Genomic DNA, 22404 nt, shown 5'->3' with positions numbered 1-22404 from the left:
GCGCCTCGACGGTTGTTAGTAGCTCTCACCGAGGCGTTGTCGTCGCAGCTGTCTGATGCGCTCAACGCGTATGTCGACGCTGTCCGTTCGGTGGCCAACGCCATTGGCACGTACGTTCCGACGTCGGAATTCACCAGGAAGGTCGATTAGCTTAACGGCACCAAAGACATTAAAGTATTGAAACTATTCTTGGCTTCGTGCTGAGGTAGTCGCCCGGGTCGAGGTCGGCTTGTGCGACGATAGTGCTCATCGCAACGGCGTGCAGATCAGTTTCGTGGATAGTTGTTAAGGAGGCTCCGCGGTGGTCGCGGCGGATCACGCTCCGAGCTTCGTGCGCAAACTAGGCATCCAACGAGGCCAAGTTGTCCAAGAGTGGGGCTGGGACGCAGACATCGACGACGACATTCGCGCAGCGGTTGAAGAGGCCTGTGGTGGCGATTTGCTCGATGAAGATACCGATGAGGTGGTCGACGTTATCTTGCTGTGGTGGCGAGACGGAGACGGGGATCTAGTGGACACCCTGATGGACGTGATCACCCCGCGCGCCGAAGATGGCGTGATTTGGCTGTTGACTCCCAAGACCGGAAAGCCCGGTCACGTATTGCCCGCCGAGATCGCGGAAGCGGCCCCCGCCGCCGGCCTGATGCCGACTTCTTCCGTCACCCTGGGTGACTGGAGCGCTAGCCGGTTAGTTCAGATGAAGTCGCGGATCGGGAAGCGCTGATGCTGGCGTCGGAGTCACCGCCCCCCGAGGACTTCACGTTGTGCGACCAGAATCAGCGGTCCGTAACGCTCAGCTAATATATACGGTACCAGGAATGTGCTGGTGGCGTTTTTCTTGCTGGCATTCACCAGGATTTGCTAAGGTGAATTGGATCAATTGCGCGATCACCTTCCTGAATTTGAAAAGCGACGACAGCATGGCGCTGGCCATTTCGGTCGAGCCACCACCCACAAGATCTGGGCGACCCGGAGCGGATGCCTGTTTCCGGTGTTGTCGGACCTCTGGCCGTATGGTGAGGTCACCTCGCATTGCGACGTGTTCAGCGACACCACCGGCTACTCCAACCGTGGTACTTTTTCGTCGATCGGTCGGGAATCATTCTGGTTACCTGAGATGAAGCAGCTTGGTGCGGACCGCGACCAGCGGCTGTGAACTCAAGCCCTAAGGGGCCCTAAAGGGTTGAAGTTTGGCAGCTGGTTTCTGGGCGTGTAGCCTGCGGCGGGCATGGGGCGCGTAGCTCAGTGGTAGAGCTCTGGTTTTACACACCAGCGGTCGGCGGTTCGATACCGTCCGCGCCCACCAGTGCTTGTGCGGTTCACACAGATACAGCGTCGCCGCAGGTTAGCAGTCTGCCAGGCGACACCCTGGGGGTAAATTGAACCGGCCTAGTACATCGCGCCGGTTAGCGTAGCGTCTGCCGGTGTCTTGCAAAACTCGAACTTTTTCGACGGTAGCGAGTTTTTACACATGAAATCAGGGATTTTCGTGGCGGTGGGCTGGTGATTTTAATTTGCGTCGCCGCGGACGTTGGCAAGTGACGTTCGTTTGGTAGTGCTTGGGACTCGGCGCGAAAGCTTCTGCCTGAAACCGGGTATCTGCAAGTGGGGATGACTCCGCCAACATGAACGCACCTGCTTGCTTTTGGCTGGCCGCGTCTGGATTGCATAGTATTGCATGGTCGAGGTTAGGTGCTGCGGTCTATCTAGGCCGCTGGGCTGTCTGGGGAGTGTCCATAGCTATGCCGTTTCTGGAAATTCATACCGTGCAGCCGCAAAGAAAAATGTTAGCACTATTCCGCTGTTACATTTATTTCGGGAGATTATACAGTCGGAAAATTTGATAAATTCCACCTATGTCGCTACTTGGATTCCTATAGTCGTTATGTGGGTCAGAGGGATTCACGCTGACGGAGATCCCGTTGAGATAATCGGTTTTTAAAACCCATCGCCCCGTTGATAAGTATTAGAGTCAAAACCGAATGATGTCAAAGTACTTCTGTGTAACAGCCCGCCATTTGGCAAGTAGTCGTGTTACTCACCAAAGTGTTCCCGACCGACACATTCGATGTAATAGCATGCATTTATAGGAAAGAACTTTGGTATCTAAACAACCTAGGTTCCTTATGTCTTAGGAGCTAGGAACAAGTAAATTAAGCTATCGCCTGTTGGGAGACCTTCGATAAACTTCGTCAGGAAATTTTGTAAAAGTTCTCTTGTCAAATTTTAGCACAGCAAGCAGATATCTCAGTGTAGCATACTTTGATAGCTAAATAGGCTCCTTGATATAACAATTACCGCCGAGGAGGCCTATAGATGTTGAATCGACGATTGTTGAGTTTAAGCAGATGAACCCAGTGGCGAGGCTGTTGGCTATCGGCAAGATGCAACGGAATCAGACTTCGTCGTCTATTCGGCAGGTAAGTTCGTATAGTTCACATGGAGCAAGTTATCTCCAGATTGTTGTTCCAGTCACCAAAACCCTTTTCGTTACGATCATGAATTTGAACTGACAATTACGTTACCACTTGATTGTTCCCCTGAATGATCCCATACTTGAGTTGTGCAGATTTATCGCTGAGCATGACAATAAGCAAAAAGATAGTTTGCTGGTAACAGTCAGCATCGAGTAATTAAATCGGCCCTATGGTTACTGCTGGGTCATATTGTTGATGATCTAGTACTTGGAGACGAGCAACCACTTGGCGGTTGGGAGTCCTCAAAAATCATAATGTTATAGTGTTGCACGACCAACAAAATTTCACGAGAAGCGGACCCGATGACAATGAATAGGATGAGATAGATCCACGATAGAACTCCATGGACCTGGATGCAGTCACTCTTTGCAGCCGGCAGTTGTAAAAAGGGTTTGTTACAGCCGTTTCTCGAGAAATTGGTCGAATACGTCCCAGATGTTGACAGTGAAGTCCCATTCAGCGATTCAGGTATCTGCTAGACTTCGAAGTAATTGCGCTGCCACTGAGTGAGTTGGGCTTACAGGACCCCGACACCCCCGTTGGAGTCGCCATGTGCTTTCAGATTACGCAAAAGATCCACGTGGTCTCCGACCTCTACGAACTGTCAGACTCCAGCAACGGGCGTGCCTGCGACGTAGTCGACTTGTTACTGTCGTGCGACCTTGCGGCCGAGATCAAAGGTCCGACGTGGCCCTCGTTTTGTGAACTAAATGTGGCGCAGCTGCTGAGATGGTGCGGTTGACACGGATCGAATCCTGGCGTGCAATGTGTCATAAAGGCTTATAGACGTTCACTATAGTCATCGTCTCAATCCGTGCCATTCGTGCCATTAATGCGCGTTCGGCAACTGTATCGACCGCTGCGATGGCTTCTGGTGAGTGGAAGACGTGGCTGCTTGAGGCCGGTGCGGGAAATTTTTCTCTTGCTTTACCTCATGGCCATTTAAATGTCAAAACCGTTACATAAGGACATAAGACTTTGACATGGCTGTGGTGGCGAAGCTGGAGCGACTACGTGAGGTAGAGCTGGATCAGCATGGGTTCCCGTCACAACTGCGTAGGCTGTGAAGGAAAGCGTATCGCACGCCGAATTATCCACGATGGTTGCCTGCGACCTGTGGGAACCTGTTGCCCATGGTGTCTACTGGGCGCCACAGGTTGCAGAGACTGAGTTCGATCAGTACCAGCCGGCCGTGTTGTGGGCTGGCGGCATCGGAGACGTATCCTCAGCCACGACTCGCTGCTGGCAGCGTGGGAGGTCAGCAGCATCAATCCCGACTGTATCCATCTAACTGTCGTTCACCGCCAACGTATTCGTCGTATCGATGGTGGACTCTACGTTGTCCCCTACCAGGACCTCGACGCGAGATAGATGACATGGTGGCAAGGGATACCGATGGTGAACGTACCTACCGATTTTCCAGCGCATTTTCTCCGGTGTGCCGACCTATCTGGTCTGCCAAACTCTAGACCGGACGACTGGCTGCGCCAGTTGTCTACTGCCCGGCATACGCCGAACAACTCGCTGCAGCCTTGGAGTTTCGCTATGGCAGCGGATGAGCTTGAGCCGTTCAACTTTGCGCAGTTGCTGGATCGACTAAAACCCAAGACAGCCTCGGATCATCAGCCGGTCCGCTTCTGGGTTGGCCGGTCGCTGCTACACTCGTGACCGCCGCGCTTTAACGCAGCCGTGGACGAGTCCGGCGCTGTGTTGTTCTTGATGAAGGGCGGTACCACGATGCAATACCGCTTGCCCGGCATGGCACCCGATCACCCAAGATATCGGCAGCCCTGGTACGTGGGGGACATCGATCGATGCCTAACATAACTGGGCGTGATTTTCGGAGAGCCCTGGGGACCACTGACGCTTGTGCTCGGAGAAGTTGAGATCATTGACGTCCCACACAAGCTCGTTAAGCCACGGTGCTTCGACATGACTGTGCTACTCAACAGTGTGTCGTTGCGACGGGTCCAGATCGAAATATCCCCGACAAAGGCCGGGCCGAAATAACGCCCGAGCAGACTCCTTCACCCTAACTTGTTGGATTCGAGCTGCCTAACCCGGACCACCTTCCTCAGCCTGTCGATGCGTTGTCAGATTGCCCAGGAGGTTCCATGCCTCCGCGGATCTGTACGACCCGCCTGAGTTTGTCAACGACCGTTCCTGTGATTTCGCGGGCCTCTTGTTACTTGTGTACCTTTACTCAGAGGACCGGGCATCCGTCATTGACCGAGATCCGCGCGGCAGTCGAGGACATCTTTGCGACCCGCACCGCCGAGACAAAGGTTACCGAGGCTCCATCGCGGACATGGTTTGCAAGATTGGCCGTCTATTCATATTAGGGCCTAGTTTTGTCAAAGCCGCCGATTCTTCCTGGCCGACAATGTCGCAAAAGTCAACATTCGGTTGAACTCCATCTCCCTCACCTCTTAGCGGTTTACGTAGAGCTTGTTACGAACGTGAAAGCCGTAACGAAACAAACGAATTCTTCCTATATTTTACTGGCGGTCAAGTGAGCGCACTCATGTATTCGACAACGCCTAGATCAGACACGTTCGCATGGCAAAGATATATTTCAGTCCCGCCAGCGCTCCCCGAGGACCTTCGTTACGGTGGACACCTTCATTACCAGATGGCGCTTATGGTTCCCTGACAGGGACGAAGTGGTAATGCTCGTAGAATGACAGCTTATCGTCGTCGATCGCATCGACGACGATAAGCTGTCCCTCCGCCGATTTCCTATGCAGCGGCGCCTTTCCCTAGTGCATCCAGGAGCAACTGCTCGCCGTATTTCTGTCTAATGTAGTACTACATCGATGCTAGGCGAGTAATCAAATACCCGGGTAGGCGGGAAATCCCGCAGCTATGGTCCTCGCATGCTGTCATTTTTGCGTACGATCTTGGTGGGACAGATGGCGAAATAGGCACCTACCTTAGGCTCCCCGAGCGGAGTCCAAACGTACACGTGCGTTACTTCGCTGTTATCCGTGCGGCGGGGGCCTGCTTAACCAGTTACCAGTTAGGTGGTCAGCGACTCCTTACCACAGTTGAACCCGCCAGCATGTGGTTGTTACCCAGCCGCGTAGATTCAAACACTAGTTAGCACCTTTTAAAACACGTATCGGCATACGTGCGGCTGCTGTCAGTCGCGACGCGGCATCAGCAACATCCGGCGAGGGATATCAGCTTATCGGCCTGTTCGGCCGCCATCATCGTTAACAGCTCCTGCCGCGGGTCGTTCTCAGCGTTTTGCATCGCTGCTTTTTGTATGCATTCCAAGGTCTGCTTATGCAGAACAATGGTGGCTCGTTGAATGCGGTCCAGATTGCCTGCTCCGCGTGAAGCTCGATGCGCTTAAATTTTGATGGCCACGATGGCACCCCGCATTTCCTCTTTGCCCAGTGTATGGTGAATGTATACTCACCATAGGTAGTCGGATCGTGAATTTTTCGCAGCGAAAAAGCAAGTTAGTCACGTAAGGCGCGAATGAACGTTTGGCGACCAAATTCGCGCTGTGCCAAGACAGGAATATGGGGACCGCGTGAAACGCGGTCGATGCCCTTACCCGAATTTGTACATCAATGGTTCCATGGTTCTTTACCGTTCGTGCTCACTGTCTTTGCACAGCCAGACGACGGTATCCCTTAGGGTCTGTTGTCGGTGCTGAACTGGTATGGTAAACGTCGGGGAGGCGTGGACGAGCATTCTGATTTTCCGAGCGGCAGGGCAGTGTTGAAAAGCAGCAGGACGCGTACCGTCCATCGGGCTGTTGTCGTCCGAGCAATACCCGGCGACCAAGGCGAATCTGTATGACCGCAGTGGATGCGCTACTCGGCCGATATGTGTGAACTGCTAGAGAACGTCTGCACGTTGACTCAGGCAACGGACAGCCGGGTGACTGATCTAGAGCAGACCACGGGCGAGATCGGGCAAAAGCTACCGGAGGATTGGCGCTCCTGACACTGGGTCGCAAAGACTTTTGTCAGTGAAGCCGTTTCGCATCGATGTTCTCGATGATTTACACCTCTGCCTAGCGCTTACCCGATGGCCCGAGGTCGAATGTGTATATGACTGGCACCAGGGAATGCCGTTGGCTACACCTGCGACCCGACCACGCTACTGAGCCTACGTATACGACTAGCGGTTTCGTAAGGCCGCGTTCAACCACTTGGACCAGTCTATCAACGAAATCGGCTGGTTGGAAATTCATTTCACCCATCAACGGTCCCAACATGAGGACGCCTTCCCACTGCTGATCATATACGGCTGGCTGGGGTTCGATCGTGGAGTTTCACAAAGTGATTTGAGTCGCTGGCTGATCCGATGGCTCACAGTTGAGGCGCCGAAGACACATTCCACGTTTATCTGCCCGGATACGGCTTTCTCTGGCGAGCCTGCCTACACCGGATGAGGCGTTGAAAAGATCGTGGAGGCTTAGGAGATGCTCATGGTTCTCCTTAGCTACGACCGCTACGGTGCTCAGGACGGCGATTGGGGTGCAGCCATTACCATGCAGCTCGGTCGTAACAGCGTGCATTGCGTTGTCATTCATCTGAACATGCCGATCGGCTGGCTCCAGCAGAGACGCTCATCAGTCCAACCACGGAAGAGCAGCAGATCCTGGCTGGGCTAGCCAGGCATCGCTGTACTGGCACCGGTTATTCTAAACAGCAGTCGATCCGACCTAGACATCAAGTTATGGACTCCTTGATTCGTCGGTGGCACAACTGGCGTGGATCGTCGAGAAGTTTTGGGCGTGGATGGACTGCGATGAGAATCCAGGAGAACGCGCTCAGCAGGGACGAGTTCTTCGACAAGGTAATAGTATATGGTGAACGGTACCGACGCTTAGGCGGCCCGCTTGTACTGGGAGAGCTACAACGCCTTCCAAACACCAGGTCGGGGCGGAATGCTGACGTGCATCGCGGCTTTCCCTAAGGCGATACTGCGACCGCCGAGGAGTTAGTGTGAGGCGCACTAGACACATTATACACTGGACAACCCATGCCGCGCGGCGGTCACTTTGCCGTATTTGAACAACCGGAGCTGTTTATCGAGGACGTACGCGCGTTCATCTGCACACAGCACGACACTGGTGTCGCATGTGTGCAAGGTTTACGCCCACACGGCAGGCCCGCATAGTCGGGGTGCTGACCGGCTACCGAGCTGACCTGGTGCTAGGTGACCCGCAACGAGGTCATACGGTCGCGATGTTTGGCCAAGCGGCTGCAAAGTTGGAGCAAGTTACCTACCGCGGCAGCAGGATTGTCGGCGGGGTGCACTTGGGCTTGTTGGTCGGGTTGGTTAGCTTGCTGGGTATGGCGCTGCAGCGCAGCGCCATACGTCGGTGTCGGCCCTGGTTGATTGTAGCTACCACTACGGTCAGCTGGGTGTCATTTGGGAGAACTTCCCGGGTGCACACCGGCGATGTCGCGGCTGCTGCTATTATTGTGCGGGCGCGATCTGGCCCGGCCGGACAGCGCGGGCCTAACACTTGCGGCATTCGGATCGGTAGCGGAGAACACGTCGGACGCCGCGGTGATGCCGCTGCTGTAAGTGACGGTGGGCGACATGCCTGGGTTTTAGCCTACCGTGCGGTCAACACTTTAAAGATTTGATGTTTGGTTAATTCTCCCCCCACATATCCGATTCGGCTGGGCTGCTAGCGATTGGGCTGACGTAGTCAACTACGTCGCGTCACGGGCGACCGCAGTGTTGGTGATGGTGTGTGAAACCAGTCGTCGGCGGATCACCGTCGAGTGCGGTGCGTGCCTGGCGCCGTGACGCTGCAGGGCATCTCGGCCCCAACGTGGTCGTTGTCGAGGCGGGTTTCACTGGGGCGCTTGGCGTGTGGCAGGACGGACCCGTACCACTATGAGCTGCAGATCTGGCCCACCCCCGGTGACGGTTCGCAGGTAGGTGTCGCCGATCTGCGTCGTGCAGTGGTGCCGTTGCGAGCGATCCAGGCGGGGGTCTACTAGCTGGGCTGTCGATTTACCGCCGGCGGCCGTAGCGGTCTGCGAGTTTTTCCTCGACGGCCATCGGAGCTTGTGTCGGTTTCGCTAGCTTTTCCTGACGGCGGGTGCGGATCTCTGCGTAGGCGAAATAGCCCAATCCAATTGGCGCGAGAATGCCAAAAGAGATCCACTGGATGCCATAGGACAGAAACGGCCCAGCGTCGAGATGCGGTATGTCGATCACACCGAGTCCGCCGGGTTGGTTACCGATCAACTGCAGATAGGACCCGGCCAACCGGATCTTTGTCAACTCTGCGACCTGTTCGATGTTAATCGAATACACTTGCTGGACGCCGTCCCTGGAGAACGGTTCTTTGTCTTTCATGACCGGTTCGGAGTCGCGCAGCCGAGCTGTTATACTCACGGCCTTGGTGGGAGGGCGAGGGATGGGCGGCACGTGCGAGCCTGGTTCGGGACGAACGTAACCGCGATCGACCAGGACGGTCGGTCCACCGTCAACGACAAATGGCGCCAGCACCTCGAAAGCCTGGCCGGCATCAACCACTCGCAACCGGGCCAGTACCTGCACGTCCGGTAGATAGCGCCCGGTCGCCGTAACCTGGCGCCACTGCGATTTCGGTACCGACGAATCCTGCTGCGGTAGTAAGGTTTTCAGCGGAACCGGCGGTGTGTTGAGGGAATATTCGATCTGGTTGTTTTCCCGCGCTGTTTTGGTGTTCTTGCCCAACTGCCACGGCGCGAGCACCATAAAACACAGGTAGGTGAACGCGGTAACCACTAAGGTCAGTGCGATCCAGCCTGGCCGCAGCAATAACGCCAAGCGGCGCATTAACTATGTCCGTTCTGCGCAAATCGCTCATCGAGCCAATCATGCAGGCCCGGCAAGGCGGTCTCGATGATGGCGAAAATCTCTTCGAAGTCGTCGTATTCGCCGCAGTCGGGATCCTCGACGTCAAGAGCATAAGCACCGGAGCTCGGGTCGAATGATCGCAGCATTCGTATCCTGCTGTTTTCGACCCCTAGCTGTCGCAACATCACAACTTGGTTGCGGCCCAAGGAAACCACCAGATCGGCCGATAGGTGGTCGGCATTGACTTGGGTGGTGCAGTGGTTGGTGGGGTAGCCATGGGCGCGCAAGACCCGGGTAACCAGCGCGTCGGTTCCATCGCTCACATGCCTGTTGCCGGTGCCCGCACTGGTCACCCGCATCGCATCGCGATGACTATACCGTCGGAGCTGTTCAGCGAACATCTTTTCGGCTATCGGCGAACGGTAGATGTTGCTGGTACAAACGAACGTCACGTGCAGTGCAGTCAAATCGGACACCCGGTGTCTTCCACAGCTCGTCCACTGTTGTAGCATGCATAACGTCGGTGGCCGGATCAAGCTCGACAAGGGCGAAAATGCACCGTGCCACAGTTCTAGCGTTGAGTTGGCCACAGTTAGGCTGATATCGGCTGCACGTAGATCGGCCAGTAGCGGACCGATCCCATCGCAAAGGCTGTTCATCGCCCAGCCTCGGGTGCCGTACTTGGCCCGGTAGGTCGCGATCGGGTCTTTTGGCCTGCTCGCGTTGCGGCGCCGCACTCAGCGACGATCCGCGAACATGGATGGGGGTTGGGCCATTATCCGGGCTTGTCACGTGATCATTATCCTTGATGAGCGCACCTGGGTGGGACGGTGTTCACGACAGGCTCCCAAGGCGACCCACTATTGTTTCACTGGTAGCGAGTTTGGACCACAGTGCGACAATTCGCCTCGCACCGGCGAGCTATCACGGTGATCATGCCGGTCATGACCGGCATGATGGATTTCTCCGTTAACGTCCGTTCTAGCCAGCCGCCGGAATGGCTGGTGCAACGGCTGGCTGAGCAGCTTTGGGTATGGCCCGCTACCCTGGTATCCACGATGTGCACCAGGTCTAAGACGCGGTTGCCGACCGTTATCAACGAGCCCGTGATGAGGTGTTGCCGCTGGCCGAGGCGGCGGCAGCGTTCGTGTTGTGGCCCCACCCAGGCATCAGCGGGACTGGTCATGGATGCGGTAGCGGAAGAATCCGAGGTACCGACCCGGCCGTGGCACTGACCGCGACCGAAGTTCCCTTGTGCCATATACATGCTCGAGCCATCGTTCGCCTTGGATGGAACTGAACTTACCCGAGGACGTAGATCTTGTTGTGGTGGGCAATCGGACTAATCCCACCTCGAAATTGTACACTTGCAGGCAGCTGCTCGCGTTGCGTCAGCCCGGGTGGATTCTGGTGGTCGACGAGGTGTTCGCTGATTCGGTTCCCGGCGAAGGCGGAGTCGCTGGTTGGCGATTCGCTGCTCGACGTGCTGGTACTGCGCAGCCTGACCAAGATATGGTCGTCGGCGGGATTGCGGATGGGTTATGACCTTGGCTCGCCAGAAGTGCTGGCGCGGTTGACCGCACCATGGGCGCACTGGCCGGTGGATACACTGTAACTGGCGATTATCGCGGCCTGTTGCGCCGAGATGGTCGCTGGTCTGGAATCGCTGGGTGTTGACGGTGTGGCCCCGTTCGTATTGTTCAGCATGACTGACGCGAAGCTAGTATGAAAGAGCTTGCAGAACAATGGAAGTGCGATTGATCGGTATGAAACATTCGTCGACCTCGGTGAACGGTATCTGAAGGCGGCGGTATGCTCGGATTGGCCGCTGCTAATCCAAGCCATTGCGAGGGCGATCGCCTGCGCGAATATTGGGAGGTGCCGATGAGTGTGCGGTTGGCTGATGTCATCGAAGTGTTGGATCGCGCCTACCCGCCGCAGCTTGCCCAGTCCTGGGATTCTGTTGGTCTGGTATGCGGCGACCCCGAGGATGTGCTGGAGTCGATAACTATTGCGGTTGACGTCACGCCCGCGGTCATTAACGAAGTTCCCGATTCCGGCTTGCTACTGGCTCATCATCCATTGTTGTTACACGGAGTCGACACGGTGGCGGCGAATACGCCAAAGGGTGCGTTGGTACACTCCCTGATCCGTTCCGGACGTTCATTGTTCACCGCGCACACCAACGCAGACTCGGCATCACCCGGTGTGTCAGACGCGTTAGCACACGTCTTGGGTCTCACCGTCGACACGGTCCTTGAGCCTCTGCTCGGTGTGGCCCGCCTCGACAAGTGGGTCATCTATGTGCCACTCGAGCATGTAGCAGCGGTGCAGGCGGCGGTGTTTGAGGCTGGTGCCGGCCACATCGGCGACTACTCGCACTGCAGCTGGAGCGTCACCGGCACCGGGCAGTTCCTGCCGCATGACGGGGCGTTGCCTGTGGTGGGCAGCATCGGCACCGTCGAGCGGATGGCCGAAGACCGGGTTGAGGTTGTAGCACCCGCGCACGCACGGGCTGCTGTGTTATCGGCGATGCGCGCCGCGCATCCCTACGAAGAGCCGGCGTTCGACATCTTTGCTCTGGTGCCTCCGCCTAGGGATGTCGGCTTGGGCCGCCTTGGAACACTGCCGCGACCAGAATCGTTAGGCGCTTTCGTTTCCAGGGTTAGCGCCGCATTGCCGCAAACCTTTTCGGGCGTGCGCGCCACGGGAGACCCCGACATGCTAATATCGCGTGTCGCGGTGTGCGGCGGCGCTGGGGATTCGTTGCTGAGCCTCGTGGCTGCCGCAGACGTTCAGGCATATGTCACGGCCGACTTGCGGCACCATCCAGCCGACGAACATCGGCGGTCTTCAAACGTGGCGCTAATCGACATCGCGCATTGGGCAAGTGAATTCCCGTGGTGCGGTCAGGCCGCTGACGTGTTGCGATTCCATTTCGGTACAGCATTGTCGTTGCGGGTGTGCACTATCCGCACTGACCCGTGGAACCTAGGCGCAAGAAGAGTGAATGATGTGAGCGATTGTGGGAGAGATCAGTAATGAAAGCTGAAGTAAACAACAACAACAACAACGTTTTCGCTGCTGGAGTTGTCGAAGTTGGATGCTGAGCTGTCCCGGATCGCGCACCGGACCACCTATTTACCGCAGCGGGAGGCCGATGAGCGGATGCGGGTCGAAAGTACCATAGCCAGTGACCGACTGACAGCTGTGCGAATTGCTTTGGAGGAAATAGATTCCCAGGTTTTGCTACTTGATTCGGAGATCGACGCGGCGCGACAGCGTGAAGACCAGGATCGGTCGCTGCTCCATTCGGAGGCAACGGACGCTAAGCAGTTGTCTGATCTGCAATATCAACTGGGGATCTGGCGACCCCGTAAGACCAGCCTGGAAGATTCCCTGCTGGAGTTTATGAAGCGCAGCAAAGGGCTGCAGGACCAGCTGATTGCAGAGCTAGGGGCAATCGAGGGGATGCAGACTGACCTGGACGTTGCTCGGCAGGGTCTTGACGCTGCCATTGCCGGGATCGACCAGACCAGCCAGCCGCATTCCTCACGATGCGATGTGTTGATCGCGGAACTGGCCCCTGCTCTCTCCGCCCTTTACGAACGACTTTGTGCTGCCGGAGGGTTGGGCGTCAGCCAATTGCAGGGACATCCTTGCAGGGCCTGTCGGAGCGAGATCAGCCACGGCGAGCTGTCCTGCATCTCGGTGGACGCTGACGACGAAGTAGTGAGTTACCCGGAATCTGGAGCTAGCCAGTTGCTGGTCAAAGGATTTGACCAGTGAAAGTTATCATCGAGGCTGACGGTGGGTCGCGAGGAAACCCCGGACCAGCCGGATATGGTGCCGTGGTATGGATCGCGGACCGTTCGACTGTGCTCACGGAAACCAAGCAGGCAATCGGCAGAGCAACTAACAACGTCGCCGAATACCGTGCCCTAATAGCAGGGTTGGACGATGCCGTGAAAATGGGTGCCACCGAAGCCGAGGTCTTGATGGATTCCAAGTTGGTTGTGGAACAGATGTCGGGGCGATGGAAAGTCAAGCACCCCGACTTGATTGAGTTATACGTACACGCGCAGACGTTAGCGTCGCGGCTGGCGCGTGTCAGTTATACGTGGATTCCGCGCACCCGGAACTCGCACGCTGACCGGTTGGCCAACGAGGCGATGGACGCCGCATCTTGCGCTGAAGGCCGGGTTGACCAAGCTGCTACGCCGCTTACTCAGTCCACGAAAGCTGTTGCGAAGGAATTGCAAACAGCGCCAGGTTGGACGGGTGCGCGAGGTGCGCCCACCCGCCTGTTATTGTTGCGACACGGCCAGACCGAGCTGTCGGTTCAACAACGTTATTCGGGACGCGGTAACCCGGCACTAAATGACGTGGGTTGGCGTCAAGCTCGAGCTGCGGCGCGATATTTTGCGCAGCTTGGCGGCATCGCCGCAGTGGTTTCCTCGCCATTGCAACGGGCTTACGACACCGCGGCAACCGTCGCCGACGTGCTGGGTGCCAACTTGACGGTTGATGATGATCTGATTGAAACCGACTTCGGGGCCTGGGAGGGGTTGACGTTTGCCGAGGCCGCCGCGCGCGATCCGGAATTGCATCATTGCTGGCTGCACGACACTGCCACGTTGCCGCCGGGCGGTGAAAGCTTCGATGATGTGCTGGGCCGGGTGTGCTTAGCGCGTGCACGGATCATCGCCGGCTATCAGGGTGAAACGGTGCTGGTGGTGTCACACGTCACACCGATCAAGATGCTGCTGCGGCTCGCGTTGGATGCCGGGGCGGGCATCCTGTACAGGCTCCATCTTGATTTGGGGTCGTTGAGCATCGCTGAGTTCTATCCCGATGGCGCGTCTTCGGTGCGGTTGATGAATCAAACTGGCTACCTCCGAAGCGTGTCGGAACGGCCCTCATAATCAAATGAACCAAGCGAAGGTTGTGCAGACTGGGAAGTCAAAGTAGGTGTACGGATGGCGCTCTGGTTGATAGGTGTAATGCCACCCACTCGTCCTCGTAGTTAACAAAGCCCTGAGATTGAAGTGTGTCTTTAAGCAGCCAGCTTGCGAGTTGGTCGCCCTGGATCTAAGAGTCGAGCGTATGGGCACAAGGGAGTCGAAGCAGTCAAAGCCGATTCCTATACTCTATTGATTTTTCTGACAATCTCGCCGATACCGTTGCGGTATAATTGATTAAGACCTTGCTGGGCACGTATGGCAGGGCGGGTATAGACCGGGAGCTCCACCGGTGTGAGGTCTATCGTGATGCCACGACGGTGTCTCGACTTCTCGGCGATGTACCCGCCGCGGAAGATGATCGATTTATCGACGCGCGGGTAGAACTCGACGTTCATCCGCTGATTACTGCGATCGTTAGTCCACGAAGGCCAAGTAGTTAACCGTCCGCCGTGTACGGCAGCGGTCATACATTTTCAAGATGAAATTTCGCTGATCCAACTGTTCTTGTGTGCGTTTGAGTCCTTCGTTCGCATCACAAGTGAGAATGCACGTTGGCGTCTCGTAGCCGGTGATGGGGCCGCCGATGAAGTTGTGCGCCGTAAAGTAGTGGATGTCCTGCAGGATTGTTGGATTCGATGTTCTGCAGTGCCATAAAGTCCATTGGAACAACGGGTTCCGGCTTCGCGGAGGCGATACTGTCGGGTACGGCAGAATAAGGATGCGGCCACCATCGCTATGCGCTCGGCGATCCTGCGGGCCATGCTGATTGAATAGGGTCTGGGTCATCTTGACAATCGAATCCGCAAGTATACGGTTTCCCTCGTTGTCAACCCAACCAGTTTGAGTCGCTCGGTGGTGACGGTGATGCAGCGCGTTGAGCGCCACCGTAGTCCTCATCTGGGCAAGATGCATGTTCAGGAGCAGATGTGGGGCAATCAATGCAAAGTTGGCAACTGTGCCGGGTATGGCATTGAGTATCGACTGTGTCCAGTCACATCTACCAGATCAAGCTCAACAAACTGGGCAGAGTCGATTTAGCAAAGTGATTGCGCATAAGTCATACCACCTCTGATTTTTTGGACTTTGAGCGACGTAATCGGACGGGCTTCGAAATGCCGATATTGCATGCACTATCATTTTTATAAAGTGGTTAGCTGTAGCATGAGTGGCTGGTGGTACAGCAACTGGCGTTTTCAGCTAACGTGGGATCGGGTGCTGGATGAACCTGTGCGCTTGGGTGTATGGCTTGATTCCGTCGACGTTCCGAGTTCCCGGCCCAATGCCCTACTGGCCAACACCGCCGAATGGCTTCTAGTGTAGTCGTGGGTATTGTGATGCCGCGTCAGTCTGCTCGGGTACGACAGCTGCTTCGACCGTTGCTCTCGAGTATTAGAACCACGCGCCATCGCGGGCGTTATGCACCGGGTAGCTTCCGTCGGTCCATCTCCTACAGAGTGATAGCGGATCCAGGACGCGGTGGTGTTTCGTATGCTTGGTCGGGTTGATTTGCTAGGGAATGAGCCGGCGCACGTTACTCAGATAGAATATCTGTGTTCGACGAAAACAGCTCAGTTGGTGTCATTTGGCCAACCTGACACCATCATTATCCTTGGACAATGATGGTGATTGTCGATAACGAGCGTTGTCGTCCCTGGCCCTGGCACCCCGCAACGAGTACCGTATTTGTTGCGGACGAGTTGGCTGGGCGGCCGCGGCTCGTGTCGGTCTGAAAAGCCCGGTACCGAGTCGAGGAAAGTCCGGACTTCACAGAGCAGGGTGATTGCTAACAGCAATCCGAGGTGACTCGCGGGATAGTGCCACAGAAAACAAACCGCCATCCTCGCGGTGGTAAGGGTGAAACGGTGCGGTAAGAGCGCACCAGCATCCCGGGTGACCGGGATGGCTTGGTAAACCCCACCCGAAGCAAGGCCAAGAAGGCCGCACCACAAGTGCAGCCGCGCAGGCGTTCGAGAGCTGCTCGCCCGAGCCTGCGGGTAGGCCGCTCGAGGCACCCGGCAACGGTGTGTCCAGATGGATGGCCGCCGCCGCGCCACCGTAGGCAATGCCACGGCGGCGGGGAACAGAATCCGGCTTACAGGCCAACTCGCCCGTCATCTTTTGGTTTGATGGTCCGGCTCAACGCCACGCTTTTGCGCACCGCCTTGTCGAGTTTTGCTCAGCGCAGCGTCGAATTGTTCACGGCAACGGTCAGCCAAGTTGGCCTCTAACTGGAAGAGCAGACCATAGGTAAAGGTGTCCTCGCCAGCGGCGTTCATGGCCTCGGTCTGGCCAATAAGATGCTCGCGGCTGACTACGCTGTCTTGGCGATCGTCCAGCAGAGTGTGGATGGCCTTGTCTTACTGCGACACGCGGTTCACTCCGGTCGCTGTCGAGTTCTATCGTAATAGATTGGTGCACTTACTGATTCGATTTAGTTCTTCATCGGTATAGTGCTTACTTTACCGCCGTGTCCCGCTTTGCTCCGTTGGGCAGCAGCCTTCTCGGCCTTGCGGACCGGTTTGTGGGCCGAGTCAATGGTGAACGGTGCCAGTTTTTGTCGACCGGACTGGCCGGGATGATGGCCATAACCGAATCGAGGGCGTCGAGCAGACGGAAGTATCATTGCGACCGCATAGCGATCAGCTACCGCAGCAGCCCGGTCTGATAGCGGTGTTGCGCGCTCTCAACGAGACGTTCCGGTACCGGTTCACGCACCAGCTCCGGCGCTCGCTAGTCTAATAGCATTGGCAGCACTCCTGATAACCGCGGTGTCGCTCGCCACTAAGACACTGGCAAGCTCCCGCAGTTCATTGAGGATCCACGCGCTGTTGGACAATCCGAACGAATCCCGGGAATCCCGCAGCAAGCATCAGATGCGGGTAGTTACCCTCATCTGATGCACGGCGTCATATGTGTTGGTGCGCAAAGCGCGATCCCGCACCAGCAGTTCGTCAACTTGCCATGCTAAGCCTTTGGTATATTGGAGTATTGGATTCGCGGGTGCTCGTGTGTTGTGCGGCTGCAACGTTGTGCCAGGAGCCCACGTTAGCTTCTTGGAGTCGTGGGCGGCGGATGTGACACCTGTATCGAGCAGTCAGTTGCTTCAGCCGATCCAACGGCTCGTATTTGACGTTCCCATTGACGAATTTTAGTTCCCATTCGAGCCAATGTTTTTTCGACCGGGTCCTAACCGGAGCTCGCCGAACTGCTGGTAGACCACGCAGGTGACATGCACGTTGCTGAGTTCCGCCAGCGCGGTGCCGTTGATGTCTTACAGGACTTGATTTTTCCGTTGAGTGGTAATTTGTGCTATGGGCTTTACCTGGCGGTTGCGAACAATGTCAGCATCACATCCAGCAACTCGGTTGGCACCGTATTGCCGGACGCGACCAAGGGCGCGCACAGATCTCGGTACGGACATCGGTTCTAGCCGGCAACTCCAGGTGCCAACCTGGATCGGGGCCACCAGCGTGGCGCTGCAGGATAATTTTATTGCGCACCAGGTTCTGCTTCGGCTTGTCTAAGTAGATCGCCATCCAGCAGATTGCGTCGGTGACTTCTCGATGTGAGCCACCGCGGCGATGTCCTTGAAGGATGGGGACACTGTCGACTCGACCACTTCGAACCTGCGTTCCACCTCCAAAATAGTGCGATAGTTTAGGCGCGTTTATCGGCATTTTCGCGTCCGATGAGGGTTCTGTGGCGCAGTCGTGGGTGTGACGTAGACCGGCATACCTAGCGTGGTACACCACAATACGTGGTTACTGGTGAGTGCTGCAGTATGTACGCTGGCGCATCATCCGGCAGCAGCGGGCCATAGTGAGCAATGGTATCTTCTGGCTTAACGCCATTGCTGATGACAGTCTGAAAATTTTTGTCGCACAATTGTCTTTTGGCACTGCATCAGGCCTGGTTTCGGTACGTTGACTTGCGATCCTGACCACATCTAAAAGACCTGGTATTCAGTGATGGAAGTCCTTGTTGACCAAGGACTCTGGCGAGATTGCGCGGATCCACGGCTAGTGTTTCAGAAGCAGTGTTTTTCGGCAGGGAAAACTGCGCTAGCTACTTCCTCTGCGTACTGCGTTGCGGCACGGCGCAACTCACCAGCGATATCAGCATACCGCTTGACGAAGCGTGCCACTTTACCGCTGCTTAAACCGGCCATGTCTTGCCAGACTAGGACCTGGGCGTCGCAGTTCAGACCCGCACCGATCCCGATTGTCGGAATGGCTAGTTTACCGGTGATCTGGGTGGCTAACTCGGCCGGCATCATTTCCATTACGACGGAAAATGCTCCGGCTTCGGCAACAGCGACGGCGTCAGCGACGATGTGTTCGGCGGTGTCGCCGCGGCCCTGAACCCGGAAACCGCCGAGGCTGTTGACGCTTTGCGGTGTGAACCCGATGTGCGCCATCACTGGAATGCCCGCCCTGGTCAGGCACGCGATCTGTTCGGCTACCCGCTGACCGCCTTCGAGTTTTACGGCGTCTGCACCGCCCTCCTTCATAAATCGGGTGGCGACAGCCAGTGCGGCAGTGGGTCCGGGTTCGTAGCTGCCGAATGGCAGGTCGGCGACGACCAGAGCGTGCCGCGCACCCCGCACCACGCCGCGAACCAACGGGAGTAGTTCGTCGACCGCAACCGGCAACGTGGTGTCGTAGCCGTACACCACGGTGGCCGCCGAATCACCCACCAGCAACACCGGGATACCGGCCTCGTCGAAAACCCGAGCAGTCGAATAGTCATAGGCTGTCAGCATGGCCCACTTGTGGCCTTCGGCCTTCATTTTTTGGAGATGCTGGGTGCGGATTTTGGTGCGCTGTATTGCTTGGGTGGAGGGTGTAGAGGGGTCAACCCCATAAACATTAACATTCTGCTCAGACATCACTGGCCTTTGTAGCTATTTTGTATTTAGGTCGAGTCGATCCTCGTAGCCCTGAAGAATCCTGGTTCGATAGGGTCCCCGGGTTCGTCTAACACTGACAGTTTGCCATCTCTTTTGCGCAGTTGCACCCTCTGGCTCTGTGAGCCACACTATACCACGTCGCATGCAGCAGCTTAGATGGACTAGATGCCAGCTTCCTGTACCTGGACACCTCCTCGCAGCCCGTGCATGTCTGTTCGATCATGGCCACTTGGACACCTCGACGATGCCGTTCGGCTACACTTTTAGCCGGCTGTGCGCACTAAATCGTTGTGCATCAAGGAGATGCCGGAGTTTCGCGAACAGCTCGCCACGAATCGGCTTACCCTCGACCGTCCGGTCTGGGTGGACGATCCGAACTGCCATGTGGACCGACATCTGCATCGCATCGGGTTGTCATCCCTAGGAGGGCAGGCCAAACTTTCGGAAATTTGTGGCCATATCGCATAGCTGCCATTGAACCGCCGACGACCGTTGCTGGAGATGTGGATGATCGAAGGCATGGTGGGTGCCGAATACCATCGCAACGGCGGCTGCGTGGCGATGATGACCAAGGTGCACCGTATTGGCCTGGATGGAATGATTAATGATTGTCGCCAATCTGATGTCTATCGCGGCTGTGTGCCACCGACGCTGATGCGCTCCCACAGGACCCCGGTATACTGCTCAGGTTATGTCACCGGCTGGCAGATCCCCGCGGGCGGGTTCTTGCGGTTCGCCATCCGGTCATTGCCTCTGGCCAATGTGTTGCCCGGAATGGTGTCTTCAGTGATCGCGACGGCGGTCCGGGACCACGACGGCCTGACCATGGCGCGTCCGTTCACAGCGCTCCGAACGTCGTGCAATGCGCGCAATAAACGACCGCTGCAACATCGCTTACGCTCAACTGGATCTTGAGGACATCAAGACGGTGAAGAATTATTTCGCCGTCAAGGTTAATAATATTGTGAAAAAATGATTTTCGGTGATTCTTTGACAAAATTTTTGGGGCTAGCGCAACGCGTTGCCCGATTCGTCATTGGTGGCTCGGGTGTTACTCTCCGTGCATGACAGTCCGATCATCCTGTTCACAAACGGTTTTCGGGCCTGGTTTCCAGGATTACAGATCCATGTTGCCGATCCAGTAGAATGACTGAACGCTATAGTGCGAGTGAATTATCTTGCTAAGAAATCTAGTTCGGCTATCAGCGCCATGTTGTTGCATGATTGGTCGTAGTTTGCCGCGTTAGAGGTCTTTGAGGTGGTGATGCGGCTCTACGCTCGAACCCGATAGACTGAGATCCTGCTGGTGCATAACTCGGTGGTCTCCGATGCGCTCGGTCCCCAGTCGTGGTTGTCCATATTGGGCTGTGAGGTCAGGGCGATGTATCCGTTTGGGCCGATTTTTTTACGGTGCAGGTCTCAACGTCACCGTGATGTACTTGAACGGCAACTTAGATGCGGGCTCATATCGTGCCCGGAATTGCTGCCGGCCTTATGGGAGATGGCCAACGAGTCCAGCATTGGTTTAGAAGAACTGCGCCCAGCCATCTAGTAGCTACTTAGGTGACGAACCGCTCACCAGGAGCCGAAGCCCTCTCTGGCAGCATAGGTGAGTATGGCCCTGTCTAATCGCGACAAGATCGCGCGTATGCTGCTGATTGGGACTGCGATCGCAGTCGTCGCGCTAGTTCTCGCTGGCTGTGTCCGCGTTGTTGGCGGGCGTGCTCTGATGGCTGGGCCGAAACTGGGCGAGCCGGTGGCGTGGGCACCGTGTCGTCCTAGCGATCCTGCGGTGAAACTCCCCAGCGGTGCGTTGTGCGGAAAGCTTGCCGTGCCGGTCGACTACGACCACCACGATGATGAGGTGGCGGCGCTGGCGATGATTCGCTTTCCCGCGACCGGGGACAAGATGGGTTCGCTAATCATCAACCCTGGAGGGCCCGGCGAGTCCGGCATCGAGGCCGCGTTGGGTGTGGTTCAGACGTTGCCGAAGCGGGTCCGCGAACGTTTTGACCTGGTCGGGTTCGACCCCCGTGGGGTGGGGTCATCGAGGCCCGCGGTCTGGTGTAACTCCGATGTTGACAACGACCGGTTGCGATCCGAGTCGCAGGTTGACTACAGCCCGGCAGGTGTGTCGCACATCGAGGACGAGACCAAACAGTTCATCAGTCGTTGTATCGCCAAGATGGGCAAGGTATTCCTGGAAAACATCGGGACGGTCAACGTCGCCAGGGATCTCGATGCCATCCGTGCGGCGTTGGGCGACGATAAGCTGACCTACCTCGGCTATTCGTACGGCACCCGGATCGGTGCGGCCTACGCTGAGGCCTATCCGCAGAACGTGCGGTCGATGATTCTCGATGGCGCTGTTGACCCCAACGCCGATCCCATCGAGGCGGATCTGCGCCAGGCCAAGGGATTCCAAGACGCGTTCAACGACTATGCCGCAGACTGTGCGAGAAAACTGTCTTGCCCGCTTGGCACTGACCCGACCAAAGCTGTCGACGTCTATCACAACTTGGTTAACCCGCTGATCGATCCCAAGAACCCGATGGTCAGCAAGCCCGCGCCGACGAAGGACCCGCGCGGGTTGAGTTATAGCGACGCCATCGTAGGCACGATCATGACGCTGTACTCGCCCACGCTATGGCACCACCTCACCGACGGTCTGTCCGAGCTGGTCGACCACCGCGGAGATACCCTGCTTGCCTTGGCTGATATGTACATGCGTCGTGACTCGCACGGCCACTACACCAACGCCACCGATGCACGGGTGGCAGTTAACTGCGTTGATCAGCCCCCGATTACGGACCGGGCCAAGGTCATAGACGAAGATCGCCGCTCACGGGAGGTCGCACCGTTCATGAACTACGGGCATTTCACCGGTGACGCCCCGCTAGGCACCTGCGCGTTCTGGCCGGTACCACCGACCAGCAAGCCGCACGCCGTCTCGGCTCCCGGACTGGCACCGACAGTGGTGGTGTCGACCACTCATGATCCGGCGACACCGTATAAGGCCGGGGTGGATTTGGCGAACCAGCTTCGGGGTTCGTTGCTCACATTTGATGGAACCCAGCACACCGTGGTGTTCCAGGGCGACAGCTGCGTTGACGACTACGTGACGGAGTATCTGATCGGCGGCACCACGCCGCCGATCGGGGCGAAGTGCTGACGCCTGAAGACAATAGATTTTTAAGTGACCAAAGCGTGATCTTTTCGCGCTGCT

Annotated in this window: 15 protein-coding genes, 1 tRNA gene, 1 other RNA gene and 4 pseudogenes; 17 read left to right on the top strand and 4 right to left on the bottom strand. The window is 56.7% G+C overall.

The features are described 5' to 3' along the window. Window positions 1–12: 12 nt before the first annotated feature. The 8 genes and pseudogenes from MLPF_RS04230 to MLPF_RS04195 all read left to right on the top strand — a co-directional run bounded on the left by MLPF_RS04230 (window position 13) and on the right by MLPF_RS04195 (window position 8490). Complete coding sequence (locus MLPF_RS04230; protein WP_236685070.1) at window positions 13–150, top strand: hypothetical protein; 138 nt, start codon at window positions 13–15, stop codon at window positions 148–150. 151 nt (window positions 151–301) lie between these two features. Beyond that, a complete protein-coding gene (locus MLPF_RS04225; RefSeq protein ID WP_045843288.1) occupies window positions 302–724 on the top strand; it encodes a DUF3052 domain-containing protein in 423 nt (140 codons plus the stop codon). Further along, window positions 724–1156: pseudogene (locus MLPF_RS04220) on the top strand (redoxin domain-containing protein). The gene MLPF_RS04225 and the pseudogene MLPF_RS04220 overlap by 1 nt, the downstream one beginning before the upstream one ends. A 75-nt stretch (window positions 1157–1231) precedes the next feature. Beyond that, window positions 1232–1306, top strand: a tRNA-Val gene (locus MLPF_RS04215). Between the two features lie 2234 nt (window positions 1307–3540). Continuing rightward, window positions 3541–3768 carry a hypothetical protein gene (locus tag MLPF_RS04210; protein ID WP_237817256.1) on the top strand — a complete coding sequence of 76 codons (228 nt, stop codon included), beginning with the start codon at window positions 3541–3543 and terminating at the stop codon, window positions 3766–3768. 104 nt (window positions 3769–3872) lie between these two features. Next, window positions 3873–4145: a hypothetical protein gene (locus MLPF_RS04205; RefSeq protein ID WP_156147150.1), complete on the top strand. Its 273-nt coding sequence runs from the start codon at window positions 3873–3875 to the stop codon at window positions 4143–4145. Window positions 4146–6462: 2317 nt separating this feature from the next. After that, a pseudogene (locus tag MLPF_RS04200) lies at window positions 6463–7619 on the top strand (epoxide hydrolase family protein). Continuing rightward, a pseudogene (locus tag MLPF_RS04195) lies at window positions 7580–8490 on the top strand (cobalamin biosynthesis protein). Before MLPF_RS04200 ends, MLPF_RS04195 begins: the two co-directional pseudogenes overlap by 40 nt. Here MLPF_RS04195 and MLPF_RS04190 read toward each other — a convergent pair. Together MLPF_RS04190 and MLPF_RS04185 are read right to left on the bottom strand one after the other, a co-directional pair. After that, window positions 8472–9284, bottom strand: coding sequence for an SURF1 family cytochrome oxidase biogenesis protein (locus tag MLPF_RS04190; RefSeq protein ID WP_045843286.1), 813 nt, complete (start codon window positions 9282–9284; stop codon window positions 8472–8474). The pseudogene MLPF_RS04195 and the gene MLPF_RS04190 sit on opposite strands and share 19 nt — an antisense overlap. After that, the gene (locus MLPF_RS04185; protein ID WP_420329613.1) at window positions 9284–9817 is read right to left on the bottom strand and encodes a low molecular weight phosphatase family protein; all 534 of its coding nucleotides are present in this window, start codon (window positions 9815–9817) and stop codon (window positions 9284–9286) included. The genes MLPF_RS04190 and MLPF_RS04185 overlap by 1 nt, the downstream gene beginning before the upstream one ends. A gap of 417 nt (window positions 9818–10234) precedes the next feature. Here MLPF_RS04185 and MLPF_RS04175 point away from each other — a divergent pair, with 417 nt between their 5' ends. The 5 genes from MLPF_RS04175 (at window position 10235) to MLPF_RS04155 (ending at window position 14230) form a co-directional block, all read left to right on the top strand. Further along, the gene (locus tag MLPF_RS04175; RefSeq protein ID WP_156147149.1) at window positions 10235–10540 is read left to right on the top strand and encodes a hypothetical protein; all 306 of its coding nucleotides are present in this window, start codon (window positions 10235–10237) and stop codon (window positions 10538–10540) included. A 94-nt stretch (window positions 10541–10634) separates the two neighbouring features. Next, window positions 10635–10850, top strand: coding sequence for an aminotransferase class I/II-fold pyridoxal phosphate-dependent enzyme (locus MLPF_RS04170; RefSeq protein WP_237817255.1), 216 nt, complete (start codon window positions 10635–10637; stop codon window positions 10848–10850). Window positions 10851–11189: 339 nt separating this feature from the next. Further along, window positions 11190–12347 (top strand): Nif3-like dinuclear metal center hexameric protein, encoded by a 1158-nt coding sequence (locus tag MLPF_RS04165; RefSeq protein ID WP_045843296.1) that lies wholly within the window; start codon window positions 11190–11192, stop codon window positions 12345–12347. A gap of 48 nt (window positions 12348–12395) precedes the next feature. Beyond that, entirely contained in the window at window positions 12396–13094 is a 699-nt protein-coding gene (locus MLPF_RS04160) for a zinc ribbon domain-containing protein (RefSeq protein WP_045843285.1), read from the top strand. Then, window positions 13091–14230 carry a bifunctional RNase H/acid phosphatase gene (locus tag MLPF_RS04155; RefSeq protein ID WP_045843284.1) on the top strand — a complete coding sequence of 380 codons (1140 nt, stop codon included), beginning with the start codon at window positions 13091–13093 and terminating at the stop codon, window positions 14228–14230. Before MLPF_RS04160 ends, MLPF_RS04155 begins: the two co-directional genes overlap by 4 nt. 218 nt (window positions 14231–14448) lie before the next feature. On the opposite strand, the gene MLPF_RS04150 is transcribed toward MLPF_RS04155, so the two are convergent. Next, window positions 14449–14664: a hypothetical protein gene (locus MLPF_RS04150; RefSeq protein ID WP_237817254.1), complete on the bottom strand. Its 216-nt coding sequence runs from the start codon at window positions 14662–14664 to the stop codon at window positions 14449–14451. Window positions 14665–15962: 1298 nt separating this feature from the next. On the opposite strand from MLPF_RS04150, the gene rnpB reads away from it, so the two are divergent. Beyond that, an RNA gene (rnpB, locus tag MLPF_RS04145) (RNase P RNA component class A) lies at window positions 15963–16380 on the top strand. A 1916-nt stretch (window positions 16381–18296) separates the two neighbouring features. Here rnpB and panB read toward each other — a convergent pair. Then, window positions 18297–19157 (bottom strand): 3-methyl-2-oxobutanoate hydroxymethyltransferase, encoded by an 861-nt coding sequence (gene panB / locus MLPF_RS04140; protein WP_045843295.1) that lies wholly within the window; start codon window positions 19155–19157, stop codon window positions 18297–18299. 324 nt (window positions 19158–19481) lie between these two features. On the opposite strand from panB, the pseudogene MLPF_RS16125 reads away from it, so the two are divergent. The 3 genes and pseudogenes from MLPF_RS16125 to MLPF_RS04130 all read left to right on the top strand — a co-directional run bounded on the left by MLPF_RS16125 (window position 19482) and on the right by MLPF_RS04130 (window position 22350). Beyond that, window positions 19482–20093, top strand: a pseudogene (locus tag MLPF_RS16125) (wax ester/triacylglycerol synthase domain-containing protein). Window positions 20094–20484: 391 nt separating this feature from the next. Next, window positions 20485–20730: a WS/DGAT domain-containing protein gene (locus tag MLPF_RS17080; RefSeq protein WP_420329612.1), complete on the top strand. Its 246-nt coding sequence runs from the start codon at window positions 20485–20487 to the stop codon at window positions 20728–20730. A 57-nt stretch (window positions 20731–20787) separates the two neighbouring features. Further along, window positions 20788–22350, top strand: coding sequence for an alpha/beta hydrolase (locus MLPF_RS04130; RefSeq protein WP_156147147.1), 1563 nt, complete (start codon window positions 20788–20790; stop codon window positions 22348–22350). The last annotated feature ends 54 nt before the right edge of the window (window positions 22351–22404 follow it).

The sequence above is a fragment of the Mycobacterium lepromatosis genome, from assembly GCF_000975265.2.
GTDB classification, from domain to species: domain Bacteria; phylum Actinomycetota; class Actinomycetes; order Mycobacteriales; family Mycobacteriaceae; genus Mycobacterium; species Mycobacterium lepromatosis.
The sequence above is the reverse complement of the archived record's forward strand: the minus strand, read 5'-3'. Positions and strand labels throughout refer to the sequence as shown.

Excerpts from the sequence above, each read along its gene's own strand:
- MLPF_RS04205 (WP_156147150.1), top strand. The coding sequence starts at position 3,873 with ATGGTGAACGTACCTACCGATTTTCCAGCGCATTTTCTCCGGTGTGCC.
- MLPF_RS04190 (WP_045843286.1), bottom strand. The coding sequence starts at position 9,284 with ATGCGCCGCTTGGCGTTATTGCTGCGGCCAGGCTGGATCGCACTGACC.
- MLPF_RS04185 (WP_420329613.1), bottom strand. The coding sequence starts at position 9,817 with ATGCTACAACAGTGGACGAGCTGTGGAAGACACCGGGTGTCCGATTTG.
- MLPF_RS04165 (WP_045843296.1), top strand. The coding sequence starts at position 11,190 with ATGAGTGTGCGGTTGGCTGATGTCATCGAAGTGTTGGATCGCGCCTAC.
- MLPF_RS04150 (WP_237817254.1), bottom strand. The coding sequence starts at position 14,664 with ATGAACGTCGAGTTCTACCCGCGCGTCGATAAATCGATCATCTTCCGC.
- panB (WP_045843295.1), bottom strand. The coding sequence starts at position 19,157 with ATGTCTGAGCAGAATGTTAATGTTTATGGGGTTGACCCCTCTACACCC.